Origin of the sequence: Curtobacterium sp. MMLR14_006, assembly GCF_001864985.1 — a bacterium.
In the GTDB taxonomy this organism is placed as follows: domain Bacteria; phylum Actinomycetota; class Actinomycetes; order Actinomycetales; family Microbacteriaceae; genus Curtobacterium.
On record NZ_MJGU01000012.1, the window covers coordinates 793,568 to 808,677 of the forward strand.

The window sequence follows — 15,110 nt, forward strand, 5'->3', positions numbered from 1 at the left end:
GCGATCAGCGGCCAGTGGCCGAGCAGCGGTCAGCGGCCAGTGGCCGAGCAGCGGTCAGCGGCCAGTGGCCGAGCAGCGATCAGCGGCCCGGACCGGGTGCGTCAGCCCTTCGGCGCCAGCGTGCCCCGGGCGAGCTTGTGCTGCGCGGACTGGGCGACCGGCCGGATCGTGACCAGGTCGAGGTTGACGTGCGCCGGCAGTTCCACCGCGTGCACGATCGCCTCGGCGACGTCCTCGGCCACGAGCGGACCCGGCACGTCGTCGTAGACCGCAGCGGCCTTCTCGGCGTCGCCGCGGAAGCGGGTGAGCGCGAACTCGTCGGTCTTCACCAGGCCGGGGGCGACCTCGACCACGCGGATCGGTTCGCCGTTCAGCTCGAGCCGGAGCGCGCCGACGAGGGCGTGCTCGGCGAACTTCGCCGCGTTGTAGCCGCCGCCGTTCTCGTACGCCACGAAGCCCGCGGTGCTCGTCACGGTGACGATGTCCGCACCCCCGCCGGCGCGCGCCCGCTCCCGCAGGTGCGGCAGCAGCGCTGCGACGACGCGCTTCGTGCCGATCACGTTGACCTCGAACATGGCGCGCCAGTCCTCGACGTCGGACTCCTCGACCGACGCGGACCCGAACGCACCGCCGGCGTTGTTGACGAGCACGTCCGCTCCCCCGAGCTCCCCGACGCGGGCGGCGAGCGCCTCGACGTCGGACGCGCTCGTGATGTCGGCGACCAGGACGTCGGCACCGGTGGACGCGGCGAGCGCCTCGAGCTTCTCGGCGCGGCGGGCGACCGCGAGGACGTCCCACCCCCGCGACCGGAACAGCCGGACGGTGGCCGCCCCGATGCCCGAGCTCGCTCCGGTGACGACTGCGCGTCGTGCTGCCATGTGATCTGCCTCCTGGGTGGGTGGACGTCCACCGTACCGAGCAGCACCACGGGCACCACACCGACCCGGCCCACCCGAGCGACACGACCCGCGTCCGCACCCGGACCGGGAAGGTCACGGTCCGGTAACGTGACCCGGGATGACGACGGACGCCGCTCCCCCCGCTCCCTCGGCCCCGGCGACGAAGCTCGAACCCGGCCGGGCACCGCGCCGTATCCCGATGTGGGACACCGCGCGGTTCGTCGCGGTCACGCTCGTGGTCATCGGCCACGCGATCCAGCGGCAGACGCCGGCGAGCGAACACGCCCTGGCGCTGTACACGTTCATCTACGCGTTCCACATGCCCGCGTTCGGCGTGATCAGCGGGTACTTCTCGTCGGCGGACACCCCGACCGCCAAGCGGATGCGCCGGACGATCACCGACATCGTCGTGCCGTACATCATCATGCAGACGATCTGGACCGTGGTGCAGGGCATCGTCGAGGGCGGGAAGGACTTCAACCCGACGAAGCCGACCTGGACCCTGTGGTTCCTGTTGGCCCTGGGGATCTTCAAGCTGATCCTGCCGTACCTGGCGCAGCTGCGGTGGCCGCTGTTCTGGGCGGTCGTGTTCAGCATCGGTGTCGGCTACTTCGACAACGTCGACTCCACGCTGTCGCTGTCCCGCGCGATCAGCCTGCTGCCGTTCTTCCTGCTCGGCTGGCAGGTCAAGCAGTGGGGCGTGTTCGACCGCTGGTACGAGGCACCGCGCCGCACCGTCGTGCGGGTGCGGATCGCCGCCGCGGCGGTCTTCGCGGCGTGGGCGGTGTCGTGTGCGATCTGGATCCCGCAGTTCAAGCAGTTCGACCTGCACCACTGGTTCTTCTACGACGACTCGTACTCGGGTCTCGGCGAGGACGCCTGGTGGGCGGGCGGCGTGCGCTTCGGCCTGATGCTGCTCGCGACGCTGCTCACCGCGTCGTTCCTGCTGCTCATCCCCAGGCGGACGGTGTGGATCACGCGTTTCGGCGCCGCCACGATGTACGTGTACCTGCTGCACACGTTCGTGCTCTACCCGATCCGCGAGTCCGGCGTGCTCGCCGGGGAGCACTCGGCCTGGCCCTACGTGCTCCTGATGGTCGTCATCGCCTGCGCGGTGACCCTGTTCCTCGCGCAGCCGTTCGTGCGGCGCGGCATGCGCTGGCTGCTCGAGCCCCGGGTCGACTGGTTGTTCCGCCGCGACGCGTGACGTCCCCGCGCGAGCAGCCGTCCCGCCGCGCTCCCGGACCGGTCCCCGTGGTCGCCGCCGTCAGCCGCAGGCACCGTCCTGGCCCGGCCTGGAGGCACGGGTCACCCCCGGTGCGCGCGTTACGTCGCGAGGCGGTCGCGCTGGTACCGGCGCGACCACCTGCGTACCGTGGCCTCCGTCGCAGCGCCGCACCGTGCCTCCCGGCCGGACGCACCGCGACCCGAACCCCACCACCCGCACCGGACAGGAGCACCGAGATGACCGAGCACGACGCCGAGCAGTGGCGGTTCGAGACCACGCAGGTGCACGCGGGTGCGCAGCCCGACCCGACCACGGGGGCCCGGGCGACGCCGATCTACAAGACGACGTCGTACGTGTTCGCGAACTCGGACGAGGCCCGCGACCTGTTCGCGTTGGCGAAGCCGGGCAACATCTACTCCCGGATCATGAACCCGACGAACGACGTCGTCGAGCAGCGCATCGCCGCGCTCGAGGGCGGGTCCGGCGCCCTGCTCGTGTCGAGCGGCCAGGCGGCCGAGACGTACGCGGTGCTCAACATCGCGGGCGCCGGTGACCACATCGTGTCGTCGTCGTCGATCTACGGCGGCACGTACAACCTGTTCAAGTACACGCTCGCGAAGCTCGGCATCGAGACGACCTTCGTCGAGGACCAGGACGACCTCGAGGAGTGGCGGCGCGCCGTCCGCCCGAACACGAAGCTGTTCTTCGCCGAGACCATCGGCAACCCGCGCATCAACGTGCTCGACATCACGGGCGTCAGCGACGTCGCCCACGAGTCCGGCGTGCCGCTCATCGTCGACAACACGATCGCGACGCCGTACCTCATCCGCCCGTTCGAGCACGGGGCCGACGTCGTCGTGCACTCCGCGACGAAGTTCCTGGGCGGCCACGGCACCGTCATCGGCGGGATCATCGTCGACAGCGGCCGGTTCCCCTGGTCGCAGCACGCGGACCGGTTCCCGGAGTTCAACACGCCCGACCCGTCGTACCACGGCGCGGTCTTCGCCGAGGCGGTCGGCAACGAGCTCGCCTACATCGTGAAGGCCCGCGTGCAGCTGCTCCGCGACCTCGGCGCCTCGAACTCGGCGGACACCGCGTTCGCGCTGCTGCAGGGCATCGAGACGCTGTCCCTCCGCATCGAGCGGCACGTGTCGAACGCGCAGGAGGTCGCCGAGTGGCTCGACCAGCACCCCGACGTCGCCACGGTCGCCTACGCCGGGCTGCCGACGTCGCCCTGGTACGCCGCCGCGAACCGCTACGCGCCGAAGGGCGTCGGTGCGGTGCTGTCGTTCGAGCTGAAGGGCGGCGTGCCCGCCGGAAAGGCGTTCGTGGACAACCTGCGCCTGTTCTCGCACCTGGCGAACATCGGTGACGTGCGCTCGCTCGTCATCCACCCGGCGTCGACCACGCACTCGCAGCTCACGCCCGAGCAGCAGCTGACGACGGGTGTGACGCCGGGCCTGGTGCGCCTGTCGGTCGGCATCGAGAACGTCGAGGACCTGAAGGCGGACCTCGAGGCGGGGCTCGCCGCGGCACGCGCGGTCGCGCAGCAGGGGCAGCGGGCGTAGCGCTCGCCCCCCCGGGCATCGACTCGGAACGACAAGGTCGACGTCGCACGACGTCGACCTTGTCGTCTACCCGCCCGTGCGACGGTTGCCGACGGGGCGGTGCGACTTCCTGGATGTCGTACGACGTCGACGATGTCGCACCCACCCACACACCGACCCACAGACACCCGAGCAGCACAACGCGAGCGCGGCCGCGGACCCGACCACAGGACGGGCGCGACGTAACACGGCGGCGGCGAGCCGTGCCTCCCGGCAGACTGGACGCACCATGGACTGGCAGACGACCCCCGAGGACTCCGTGCCGTCCACCCTGGTGCCCGGCTCCGAACTCGGCACCCTCGGCGGGCCGCCCGTGACCGGGGCCTGGCGGCCGGGCGACCACCCCGGCGAGCGGGCGTTCGAACCGCTCGGCGAGCAGTGGGTTCGTGGCGGACGGTTGCCGTCCGTCCGCGTGGCCTACGAGTCGTGGGGCACCCTCAACGCTGCGCGCGACAACGCCGTGCTCCTGTTCCACGCGATGACGGGCGACTCGCACGTCACCGGCGAGGCCGGCCCCGGGCACCGCACCGCCGGCTGGTGGGGCGACGTCGTCGGGCCGGGGCGCGCGATCGACACCGACCGGTGGTTCGTGCTCGTGCCGAACATGCTCGGGGGCTGCCAGGGCACGACGGGGCCGTCCTCGGTGTCGCCGTCCGGGGCGGAGTGGGGCTCGCGCTTCCCCTTCGTCACGATCCGCGACCAGGTCGCCGTGCAGGTGCAGCTCGCCGACCGGCTCGGCATCGACGTGTTCGCGGCGGTCGTCGGCGGGTCGATGGGCGGCATGCACGCCCTCGAGCTCGCGGCGACCCACCCGGAGCGCGTCGAGCGGCTGGCGGTCCTCGCCACCACGGCGCAGACCACCGCGGACCAGATCGCGGCGAACTCGCTGCAGCGTGCGGCCATCCAGATGGACCCGGGCTTCGCCGGCGGGGACTACTACGAGGCGCACGCCGGCGAAGGCCCGCACCGCGGGCTGGCGCTGGCCCGTCGGATGGCGCTCATGACCTACCGGGCACCGGACGAGCTGAACGGCCGGTTCGCGCGGTCCTGGCAGAGCGACGTCTCCCCGCTCGGCGACGACGGCCGGTTCTCGGTGGAGAGCTACCTCGACTTCCACGGCAACAAGTTCACCCGCCGCTTCGACGCGTCGAGCTACGTGACCCTGACGCAGGCGATGGACTCGCACGACGTCGGGGCCGGCCGCGGTGGCGTGTCGGCGGCGCTCGGGCGGATCACCGCTCGGACGCTCGTGCTCGGGGTCTCGAGCGACCGGCTGTTCCCCCTCGAGGACCAGCACCGGATCGCCGCCGGGGTGCCCGACACGCTCGACGGGGACGACGCCGCGGTCATCGAGAGCGAGTACGGGCACGACGGGTTCCTCATCGAGCACGAGCAGGTCGGGGACCACCTGCGTCGGCTGTTCGACAGCTGACGTCCGGGGCTCGCGTGGGGCGGTCAAGTGACGCGCCGTAACGATCCGGCAGCCATCCGACACGACCGGGCGCGCCGAACACCCCCCAACGGGTGCCTCCCGTGGAATGATGGCGGAGAGCTCGGCTGACCGACGCTCGCTTTCCCTGCCACACCAGAACGTCACCAACCAGGACACCGATGGAACTCATCGCACAGGAACGCGACCGTTTGCTACGGTCGACGACCCGTGTCGTGGGCATCGTCTGCGCGCTCGTGAGCATCGTCGGCGTCGCCTCGGCACTCGCGGTCCCCCCGCTGCCGTTCGTCGTCGCGCTCCTGTGCATCGCCGCGATGGTCGCCGCCCTCGTCGTCTTCGGTCGCAGCGGCAGCGAGTGGTGGACCGCCGCCGCACTGCTCGCGGGGCTCGCCGCGATGACGGTGCTGTTCACCGGCGTCGACGCGGACACCCGACCGATCATCGCCAGCGCCCTCGTGCCGCTCGCCGGCGGGATGGCCGCACCGCTCATGGCGCAGCGCGGCAAGCCCGTCGGGCTCGGCATCACCGTCGCCGCCGGGGCCGGTGTCGTCGCCCTCATGGTCTGGGCGACGGGCGACCCGCTGTCGACGCCGGTCGGCGTCGCCGTCCTGGTCTGGATCCTCATCGCGGTGGTCGCCGTCTGGATCGCCCGGAGCATCCCCCGGGTGGCCCGCCGCATCTACAGCATCGGCAACGCTCACCGCGCCGAGCGACAGGCGAGCGAGACCGAGGCGCAGCGTCGCCAGGGTGCCCGCCTGCTGCACGACACCGTGCTGGCGACCCTGACCCTCCTCGCGCACTCCGGCGTCGGCGTCTCGGAGCAGGCCATGCGCGAGCAGGCCGCCGAGGACGCCCGGCTCCTGCGCCACCTGCGACTCGGCGCGACCCCGCAGCCGTCGCAGTCCGGCGACTACTCGCTCACACGCGAGGAAGAGTCGCCCCTCGGGCAGACCCTCGAGTCGGTCAAGCAGCGCTTCGGCCGGATGGGCCTCGAGGTGAGCTGGCACGGCACCGGCCAGGTGCTCCTGCCGTCGAACGTCCTCGACGCCTTCCTGCTGGCCCTCGGCGAGTGCCTCGAGAACGTCCGTCGGCACGCCGGCGTCGGCGAGGCGCACGTCACGATCGTGCACGACAACGAGATGGTGCGCGCCATGGTGACCGACTCCGGCGTCGGGTTCGACCTCACCCACGTCAGCGCGGAACGCCTCGGCTTCAAGGAGAGCGTCGTGAGCCGCTTGCGCGAGGTCGGCGGGGACGCCAAGCTCTTCTCGGCGCCGGGTTCCGGCACCACCGTCGTCCTGGAGGCACCGCGATGACCCGGGTCCCCGAGGACACCATCGGCCGCGGCCTGCCCGGCGAGATCACGTCGTCCGCGCCGCGCACCCGCCGTGAGGCCCGCGAACGCACCCGTTCGAGCGAGCGCCGGCAGGCCCGTGGCCTCCCGTCGACGTCCACCGGCGCACGGTCGCTCCGCCAGGCTGCGAAGCCCGGCGCCTCGCTCGGTGCTGGCTACCTCGGCCTCGGCGCCGCGATCCTCACCGCCATCGAGGCGGTCGCCGGCATCGCGTTCTTCCTGGCGCGCTGGCCGGACGCGGCCAACCCGTGGCTGACGACCGCCGCGTGGGGGCTCTACGTCCTGGCGGCCGTCGGGGTGGGGCTCAGCGTCCTGACCTACGGCGAACGGCTCACCGGACCGGCCTTCGCGCTCATCTGCGTGGTCCTGGCCGGTGTGGTGACCCTCGACTTCGCCGCCGTGTGGGCCGAACACGACATCGCGGCCACCGCTTCGGCCTCGGTCGCCGCGGGGTTCGCGCTGCTGCCCATCACGACACTGCGGCCCGCCCGCGAGGTCGCTGCGGCCATCGCCGTCCTCGGCGTCGCGTTCGTCGTCATGGCGGCGCTGTCGACGCCCATCACGCCCGAGACCCTGCCCGGGATCGTGACGCTCCTGGCGCTCGTGGTCGCGCCGCCGGCGATCTCCCTGCACGTGGTGCACCGCTTCCGCCAGTTCGTGCAGCGCGAACTCGACCGCGTGCTCGTGCAGAGCAACGTGCAGGCGCCGCAGTTCGCCGTCGGCATGCTCGCCTCGGACGAGCTCGCCCGCCTCGACCTGGCCGCCGAGAAGCTCCTCGACGCCGTCGCGAACGGCACCGACCCGCTGCCGCTGTCCGACGCCTCGAGCTCCGTCGCCGCCTCGCTCGCCACCGAGCTCCGCCTGCACCTCATCGAGGGCCGCCGCGAGACCTGGCTCTACCACGCCATCACCGAGTCCGACCACCTCGGCCGCTCGGTGAGCGTCGCCGACCCGGCAGCCCTCGCCGGGCACCTGTCCCCCGCGCAGCGCGACGGTCTGCTGCAGGCGATCTGGCAGATGGTGGGCGACGGCCGGACCGCGCAGCCCGGCATGCCCGTCGTCTCGGTCACGCTCGGCCCCGTCGGCTCCGACGGCCACCCGGTCAGCGACGAGACGATGGACGTGCCCGTCGTGATCGACTCGCGCGGCGTGCAGCGCCGTCGCCTCGGCCCGACCGCCTGGAGCGCCCTGGAACGCATCGGCCCGTACACCGCGACGGTCCGCGAGAGCGTGCTGCACATCGTCGTGCACTGCGTCGTCAGCCGACATCCGTCCATGTAGCGGACACCCGTCCGACCTGCCCGTGCCCGGTACGCGCTCCTCCTAGGATCGACTCGTACAGCCCCCGAGAAAGGACGCCAGCATGGCGACTCCAGAGGAACCCATCCGACTCGCACTCGTCGACGACCACAGGATGCTCCTCGGGGCCCTCACCGAGTGGATCCGCAGCGCAGCCGACGACATCACCCTGGTCGCCGCGGTCACCACCTGGCCGGAGCTGCTCACCAGCCCGGCGTTCCCGGTGGACGTGGTGCTGCTCGACCTGGACCTCAAGGACTCCATCCCGGTGTCGCTGAAGATCTCGACGCTCAAGACCGCCGGCGTGAAGACCGTCGTGATGAGCACCTACTCCGAGCCGAACGTCGTGCGCGAGGCCCTGGCCTCCGGCGCACTCGGCTACCTGGTGAAGAGCGAGGACGCCGACATGATCGTCGAGGCGATCCGCTCGGCCCAGCGCGGCGAGCAGTACGTCTCCGCCGAGCTCGACCTGGCGATCAACAGCGGCGACGTCGGCGGCGTACCGAAGCTCAGCGCACAGGAGCGTCGCGTCATGGCCCTCTACGGCGGCGGCGAACCGGTGAAGAGCGTCGCGTACCAGCTCGGCATCTCGGAGGAGACCGCCAAGAGCTACCTCAAGCGCATCCGCGAGAAGTACCGTGTCGCCGGCTTCGACGTCGGCACGAAGGTCGCGCTGCGGAAGCGCGCCATCACCGACGGCATCATCGTGCAGGACGGCAGCCCGCTGGGGCTGTAGGGGCGCGAGGCGCGGCGCGCTCGGCGCGGCGTTCGCTTCGTGAGCAGAAGAGGTCGGGTCCGGCATCCGGATTCGACCTTTTCTGCTCACCATGCGCAGCCTGCCGCACCACACGACCCACGGGAGGCACGAGGCGGCCCCGCCACGAGCCTCCCGCCCGTCAGACGCGACGCATGCACGCTTCGTGAGCAGGAAAGGTCAGGTCCGGCGTTCGAACCCGACCTCTTCTGCTCACCATGCGCGACCTGCGGCGCCACACGACGGACGGGAGGCAGGGGTCGGCCCCGCCCCGTGCCTCCCGCCCGTCAGACGCACCGTCCCCGCGCCGAGTGAGCACAAGACGTCGGGTCCCGCCCCCACACCCGACGTCTTCTGCTCACTCGACGCAGCCGACCGCACCCGGCGAGGCGCCTCAGACGGTCGGGACCGGCGCCGTGATCGGGCCGGTCGACGCCTTCCGCAGCGAGGCGCGACGGGTGGTCCGCCGCTCGACGGCGTAGCTGATCATCGTGACGACGACACCGAGCAGCGCGAGGCCGATGCCGAGCCAGCCCGGCGCGAGGAAGCCGAAGCCGGCGGCGATGACCGCTCCACCGAGGGCGGCGCCGATCGAGTTGCCGATGTTGAACGCCGAGTGGTTGAGTGCCGCGGCGATCGTGCGGGCGTCCCCGGCGACGTCCATCAGGCGGGACTGCACCGCGGGCGGGATCGCCGACGAGGTCGCACCGAGCAGGAAGGCCCCGGCGAGGACACCCCAGACCCACTGCGCGGTCAGGACTGTGAAGAGCAGCGCGCCGATGAGGGCGAACATGCCGACGTAGATCGTGCGCTTGACGCTGTGGTCGGCGAGGTGGCCGCCGAGGACCCCTCCGACGACCATGCCGAGGCCGACGAGCACGAGGACGACCGGCACGAAGGACTCCGGCATGCCGGTGACGTTCTGCACCAGCGGCGAGATGTACGAGTAGACGGCGAAGAACCCGCCGAAGCCGACCGCTCCGAGGCCCATCACGATCCACACCTGGGGCACGCGGAAGGCGCTGAGCTCGCGGCCGATCGTCGCGTGCTCGTCGCGGGGGCTCGTCGGCACGAACGCCGCCACCGCGAGGAAGGTGAGCGCGAACAGGGCCGCGACCACCGCGTAGGCGACGCGCCACCCGGCGACCTGCCCGACCCACGTGATGGCCGGGACGCCGACGACGTTCGCGACGCTGAGGCCGAGCAGCACCATCGCGATGCCCTTGCCGCGCTTGCCCGGCCCCATCATGTCGCCCGCGACGATGGACGCGATGCCGAAGTAGGCCCCGTGCGGCAGCCCGGCGACGAAGCGGGCGACGAGCACCAGGCCGAACGACGGCAGCAGGGCGCTGGCAACCGTCGCCAGCACGAAGCCGACGAGGAGCACGAGGATCAGGCCCTTGCGCGGGAACCGAGCGGACACCGCGGCGATGGTCGGGGCACCGACGACGACCCCGAGCGCGTAGGCGCTGACGAGCCAGCCGGCCTGCGCGATGCCGGCGTCGGGGTCCGCACCGTACTGCTGGGGCAGGAGCGCCTGCGCGATGTTCGGCAGCAGGCCCATGGCGACGAACTCGGTCGAACCGATGGCGAAGCCACCGAGGGCGAGCGAGACGAGGGCGAGGGTGCGGCGCGCCGGCGTGAGGGTGGTCATGGAGCCTGTTCTCGAGCGGGCGGAGCTGGACGGTCCGGGGTCCGCTGTCCGGGTGCTCCGCGCCGCCGATCGGGCTGCGCGGTCACGTGCGGGACGTGGATCCGGTCCGGGTTCAGCAGCGAACGGGGTGGCCCGGTCAGGGACCGACCGGTCCGAGCAGTGTAGACCGCTCCAACCACCGATCGGAAGTCCGGTGGCCGATCATCACCACCGACGCGGTCAGGCCGCGCGACGGTCCTGCTCGGCGGGGGCGCTCGACGCGGACCGCAGCTCGGGTAGCTCGTCGCGGTGCACCCACCCGGTGCCGCACTCGGCGCACGTCGCCCAGGCGTTCTCGCCGGTCTCGTCCGTGTCGATGACGACCGTCCGAAGGTCGCAGTCGGGGCACCAGCCGTCGTGCATCATCACGCGCTCCTCGTCGTCTCGGGGCGGGCCACCCGTCGTGACCCGATGCGCCCATGAGACACCCGACCCCTGACATCCGGCGGGCCTCCGTCGGCGTGTCGCGGTCCGGCCTGCGGTTGGATGACGGCATGCACACGACCATGACCGTGCTCGCTTCGTGCACGACAGGCGCGCCGGCGAACTGCGAGGACCGGACGGACCCGATCGGCATGCTCGTGGTCGGCGTCGTCGCCGTCGTGGTCGTCGTGACGCTCGTGGTGCTCCTGGTGGCCGGGCGGCAGGGCCGCCGCCGCGCGATCCCGGAACGTCGCCGCGGCCGGCGCTGACCGACGACCACCGGACGCCGCGCGTGCGGGGCTACTCGCCGAGTGCTGCCTCGAGCCGGTCGAGCTTGCCGTCGATCTCGCCGGTGTGACCCGGCCGGATGTCGGCCTTCAGCACGAGGGACACCCGTGTGCCGTACTGCCCGACGGCCTCGGTGGCACGCTTGACGACGTCCATGACCGCGTCCCACTCCCCCTCGTGAGCAGAGAAGAGCAGTTGGTCCCCTTCTCCCTTGCGCCCCACGGCGCGACCACGAGAAGGAGACCTCATGCGAGTCATCGGTTACGCCCGTCTGTCCCGAGCATCCCGAGAGGAGTCAACGTCCATCGTCCGCCAGCGCGAGCTGATCGAGAAGACATGCGAGCTCCGCGGGATGGAACTCGTCCAGACGATCGTCGACGACAACGTCTCCGCCACCCGCTCACGCCTCGACCGACCTGGACTGTCCCGCGTGCGACGGATGATCGCAGACGGAGAAGCCGACGCCGTCATGGTCTGGAGACTCGACCGGCTCGTGCGCTCGGTCGTCGACGTTGGCGTGCTTCTTGACGAAGGACTTCAGATCATCAGCGCGACGGAGAGCCTCGACACGACCTCGCCGATGGGCCGCGCAATGGTCGAGATCCTCCAGGTCTTCGCGAGCATGGAGGCGAAGACGATCGGCCTCCGCGTCTCGGCGTCTCAGGAGCACCTTCGGAAGACAGGGCGGTTCCCAGGCGGAGTCGTCCCGTACGGCTATCGCGCGGTCCCCCACCCGGGCGGCGTCGGCCGAGCTTTGGAGCCCGACCCGGTCGAGGCCGCAGTTGTCCGCCGCGCTGCCGACGAAGTTCTCGGCGGTGCGTCGGTCTACGCGACGTGCGCTCGACTGAACCGAGAGGGAATCAAGCCGCGTCGCGCCGAGCAGTGGGGACCGACCGCGCTTCAGCGGCTCCTCCGGTCGAATCACGTCCTTGGTCGAGTAAAGGCACAAGGCGAGCTCGTTCGCGACTCCGAGACCGGGCTCCCCGTCGTGTTCTGGGAGCCGCTGCTGTCGGTCGAGGACGTCGAGGCCCTTCGCCGAATCACGGAATGGGTGCCGACGCCGGGACGCGCAGCGGCGACTCAGGCCGGTCGGCGCCGCACGCGCGCATCCCGGCTACTGTCCGGGATGCTCCAGTGCCCTGGATGTGGCGGGAACCTGATCGCGAAGACTCGTGCGACAAGCAACGACATATACGCATGCCAGGCTGCCGCGCAGGGACGCAACTGCCCGCGCGGCATCGCGGTCGAATGTGTTCGTGTCGAGGCCGAGGTAGAACGGCAATTCCTCCAAGCGGTCGGGCGCTTCGAGGTCGTCGAGGCGAGGACAAGCGTCCGCGACGTTGCCCACATGGCCGCCGTGGACGAGTCAATCCGTGACACGACCGATTCGCTTCGCGACCCGTCTGCGGACGTCACTGCGCTCGTCGAGCGCTTGCACAAGCTCCGCGCGGAGCGTGAGCGCATGGAAGCACTGCCTGCCGAACCTGTGGTGGAGCTAGTGGAGACCGGCGAGACGTTCGCTGACGCGTGGCCTCGCCTCGGAATGTTGGAACGACGCCGAATGCTCCTCAACGCGGGCGCTCAGATCGAAGTGGCGCGAGCGCGGCAACGCGGAAAGTGGGATCCGTCACGTGTGACGCTAACCGTTCACGGCTGATACGGGTCCGCGGATGCCGCTCCCCGCAAATGAAAAGCGGGGCTTCGTCGCGCTAGCGCAGTCGGTCGCGGAGCGTCGAGAGCTGGGCAAGAAGAGCCCGGCCGTCGCCGTCTTCGTCGATGAGATGGTCAATCACCGCTCGGAGCTCCTCGACCGTCTCGCTACCGACAACCAGCGGGAGCGGCGAGTCGCCGGGCGCGATCTCAGCGACGAGACCGACAACGTCGTCGTTCTCGCTGAGCTCGACCTCGACTTCGGCGTCCGGGCTGACGCCGCTTCGGCGTGCGAGCTCAACAAACGAGTAAAGGTCAGTCCAGGTCAGGTTTTCGAATCCGAGGGTCGTCTTCAGGCTCATGAGGAACAGTCTGCCCGACGCCTCTCGTGCAGCGCGGTGCGTATACGCCGCGAGAGGGCCAGTGCGGTGCTCTACTCCACGTTGTCGGGTGGCGAAGTGGCGGAAGTGACTCTCTTCTCTATCTCCTCCTCGAAGTTCAGTTCTCTCTGCAGCAGATAGGGAGGACCCATCACTTCCGCCACTTCACCACTACCGGCGTTCGGCGAGTCGCCTTGAGCATATTCGGCGTCTCGGTCCCCTCCTCGTACATGACCGACACCTCCGCCGCTGATCCGGCGCACGCGCCCACCCCTGAGAGCCGCGTCCTCGACGCTACCGCCGCCCTCGGATGGGACGAGGAGGTCGCCGCGTCCGCGCTCCGTGCGCTGGCCCGGCGGCAGTCGTCGGCCGGGAAGGTGTGCGTCCGGTGCCGCGAGCTGAAGCCCTTCGCGGCGTTCGGCGACGACGGCTCTCGTCACGACGGGAAGCGGCTCCAGTGCCGCCGGTGCCGCTCCCGTCCCGCCCGGCGATCGGTGTAAACGGCCCTTTGTCTGGCCCTGCCCCGGTCCCCTACTCAGGTAGGCCGAGAGACGTCGGCTGCCTCGGTGGGACCGATCAGAGCCCCGCGTTTCGAGCCATGCCCGGAGCGCGGGGCTTTCGCTTTTCGGGAACCGTTGCCTACGAGTGAGGAAGGAGCCGCGTGGCCTCCGCAAGTGGCTGTCTGTGGTGTGGCGAGAGCTTCGCCGCCAGTCGTAAAGACGCCAAATACTGCTCTACCTCGCACCGTGTCGAAGCTTCTCGCGCACGCCGAAATCACAGTGCCGCGACGAGCGCCTTCGACAAAGCGCAGCAAGCCGTCCGGCAAGTGCTCGCTCAACACGCCGCCGAAACCTCCGCAGCAATCCACTCAGCGCCGGTGGAGCACCTCTCCGCTCTGATCGACGACGCCCTCGTCGAAGCTCGACGCTCCCTGCCTTACCCCACTACCGCCGCGCGGCGATCGACCGCGCCCCATCGAGAAGGACAGACCCACCATGACTGACAAGCGAACCCCCGAAGAGCTTCCGCTCTGGCTCTACGAAGCCAAGCCCGACGCAGTGATGAAGCGCGACGCCTGGCGCGAGCTCGTCGCCGCGGACAAGGCCCGGATTGCCCCGCTCGCCGCCGAACACGGCACGCTTGGCGCGAAGATTGTCGCGAAGACCATCGTCACCGGCGCGGCCGGGAACCCCACGGGGCGCGTACCGCGAACCGGCGTGACGCACGAGGAGGTTGACTCGCTCACAGCCCGGCGAATCCAACTCGAAGCGGAGATGCGACCGAATCCCGCGATCCGACGCTCGGAAGAGGAGCTCCGCCAGCTCTCCTACGCCGCTGCTGAGGAGATCGACGTACGAGCGTGGTCCGCGCGCGCGGTCCGCACGGCACACGAGCGGATCAAGTCGTCACTCTCCGAGCTCCGCGATGCATTCCGCGAACGCGACGAAGCGGACGCAACATGGATGCGCCACACCAAGCGCGGTGGCTCCGTGACCGTCGGCCGAACGAGCTACGACCTTCGCGCGTTCGAGATCGCCGAAGTCGAGCAGTTCCGTTCCGGCGCGCTCACCGACGGGCTCGACGAGGCTGACCAGTGATCGCCGCGGAACGCGCCGCGCGAATCGCCGCTGCGGTGCAGGCAGCAGCGCCGCTCCCATCTCGGGTCGACGACCTCGACGAGCAGAGCCGTCGTCATCTTGCGGCGCTAGCCCGCCGCGCAGGCGTCCCGCCTAAGGCGTACTACCGGGAAGCCCTCACCAATAACCGCGCTCGGTCGGCGCGTGACGCCGACACCGACGCCGTCGTCGCGGCAGTCCGGGCCTCGCGATGAGCGCCGTCCGAAACGCTGTTGTCGTTGATGGCACGGTCTACGTCACCGCCGCGGGAGCCGAGGACGGCGACCCGATCGCATTCCTCGACGTCAGCGACCTTCCTCGCGCCATCTAGGCGCGCCACCGACTACCTCCATACAGCGCGGGCGCCATAGGCCCGCGCGCGGTTGGATACCGCAACGCACATGCGCCCTCCACTTCCCCTCCTTCGTCACGCCCGCGAGCTCCTCAACAGCGAATACGGTGCGCGCCT

At 70.7% G+C, this 15,110-nt stretch carries 14 protein-coding genes and 1 pseudogene; 9 read left to right on the forward strand and 6 right to left on the reverse strand.

Annotated elements, in window-relative coordinates:
- Positions 1-101: 101 nt before the first annotated feature.
- Positions 102-878, reverse strand: coding sequence for an SDR family oxidoreductase (locus tag BIU94_RS07255; protein WP_071256034.1), 777 nt, complete (start codon positions 876-878; stop codon positions 102-104).
- A gap of 139 nt (positions 879-1,017) precedes the next feature.
- Here BIU94_RS07255 and BIU94_RS07260 point away from each other — a divergent pair, with 139 nt between their 5' ends.
- The 6 genes from BIU94_RS07260 to BIU94_RS07285 all read left to right on the forward strand — a co-directional run bounded on the left by BIU94_RS07260 (position 1,018) and on the right by BIU94_RS07285 (position 8,573).
- Complete coding sequence (locus BIU94_RS07260; protein ID WP_071256037.1) at positions 1,018-2,106, forward strand: acyltransferase family protein; 1,089 nt, start codon at positions 1,018-1,020, stop codon at positions 2,104-2,106.
- 257 nt (positions 2,107-2,363) lie between these two features.
- On the forward strand, positions 2,364-3,695 hold the full coding sequence (locus tag BIU94_RS07265; RefSeq protein ID WP_071256039.1) for a bifunctional o-acetylhomoserine/o-acetylserine sulfhydrylase: 1,332 nt from the start codon (positions 2,364-2,366) through the stop codon (positions 3,693-3,695).
- Between the two features lie 268 nt (positions 3,696-3,963).
- Positions 3,964-5,166 carry a homoserine O-acetyltransferase gene (locus BIU94_RS07270; protein ID WP_071256045.1) on the forward strand — a complete coding sequence of 401 codons (1,203 nt, stop codon included), beginning with the start codon at positions 3,964-3,966 and terminating at the stop codon, positions 5,164-5,166.
- A gap of 179 nt (positions 5,167-5,345) precedes the next feature.
- Positions 5,346-6,500: a sensor histidine kinase gene (locus BIU94_RS07275; RefSeq protein ID WP_071256065.1), complete on the forward strand. Its 1,155-nt coding sequence runs from the start codon at positions 5,346-5,348 to the stop codon at positions 6,498-6,500.
- Entirely contained in the window at positions 6,497-7,819 is a 1,323-nt protein-coding gene (locus tag BIU94_RS07280; protein WP_083404633.1) for a hypothetical protein, read from the forward strand. Before BIU94_RS07275 ends, BIU94_RS07280 begins: the two co-directional genes overlap by 4 nt.
- Positions 7,820-7,901: 82 nt before the next feature.
- Positions 7,902-8,573 (forward strand): response regulator transcription factor, encoded by a 672-nt coding sequence (locus BIU94_RS07285; RefSeq protein ID WP_058726372.1) that lies wholly within the window; start codon positions 7,902-7,904, stop codon positions 8,571-8,573.
- Between the two features lie 412 nt (positions 8,574-8,985).
- Here BIU94_RS07285 and BIU94_RS07290 read toward each other — a convergent pair whose 3' ends face one another.
- The gene (locus tag BIU94_RS07290; protein ID WP_071256066.1) at positions 8,986-10,245 is read right to left on the reverse strand and encodes an MFS transporter; all 1,260 of its coding nucleotides are present in this window, start codon (positions 10,243-10,245) and stop codon (positions 8,986-8,988) included.
- Positions 10,246-10,464: 219 nt separating this feature from the next.
- Entirely contained in the window at positions 10,465-10,650 is a 186-nt protein-coding gene (locus tag BIU94_RS07295; protein WP_071256072.1) for a hypothetical protein, read from the reverse strand.
- 128 nt (positions 10,651-10,778) lie between these two features.
- Here BIU94_RS07295 and BIU94_RS07300 point away from each other — a divergent pair, with 128 nt between their 5' ends.
- A complete protein-coding gene (locus tag BIU94_RS07300) occupies positions 10,779-10,976 on the forward strand; it encodes a hypothetical protein (protein WP_071256073.1) in 198 nt (65 codons plus the stop codon).
- Positions 10,977-11,007: 31 nt separating this feature from the next.
- On the opposite strand, the pseudogene BIU94_RS07305 reads toward BIU94_RS07300, so the two are convergent.
- Positions 11,008-11,187, reverse strand: a pseudogene (locus tag BIU94_RS07305) (MTH1187 family thiamine-binding protein); the annotation flags it as partial.
- A 55-nt stretch (positions 11,188-11,242) separates the two neighbouring features.
- Here BIU94_RS07305 and BIU94_RS07310 point away from each other — a divergent pair.
- Positions 11,243-12,652 carry a recombinase family protein gene (locus BIU94_RS07310; protein WP_071256078.1) on the forward strand — a complete coding sequence of 470 codons (1,410 nt, stop codon included), beginning with the start codon at positions 11,243-11,245 and terminating at the stop codon, positions 12,650-12,652.
- A gap of 52 nt (positions 12,653-12,704) precedes the next feature.
- Here the strand turns inward: BIU94_RS07310 and BIU94_RS07315 are convergent, their stop codons facing one another.
- Both BIU94_RS07315 and BIU94_RS17335 read right to left on the reverse strand, forming a co-directional pair.
- Entirely contained in the window at positions 12,705-13,007 is a 303-nt protein-coding gene (locus BIU94_RS07315; protein WP_071256092.1) for a hypothetical protein, read from the reverse strand.
- Between the two features lie 71 nt (positions 13,008-13,078).
- Positions 13,079-13,465 (reverse strand): hypothetical protein, encoded by a 387-nt coding sequence (locus BIU94_RS17335; protein WP_139196325.1) that lies wholly within the window; start codon positions 13,463-13,465, stop codon positions 13,079-13,081.
- Between the two features lie 555 nt (positions 13,466-14,020).
- Between BIU94_RS17335 and BIU94_RS07325 the strand changes: the two genes are divergently transcribed.
- Positions 14,021-14,623 (forward strand): hypothetical protein, encoded by a 603-nt coding sequence (locus BIU94_RS07325; RefSeq protein ID WP_071256097.1) that lies wholly within the window; start codon positions 14,021-14,023, stop codon positions 14,621-14,623.
- The last annotated feature ends 487 nt before the right edge of the window (positions 14,624-15,110 follow it).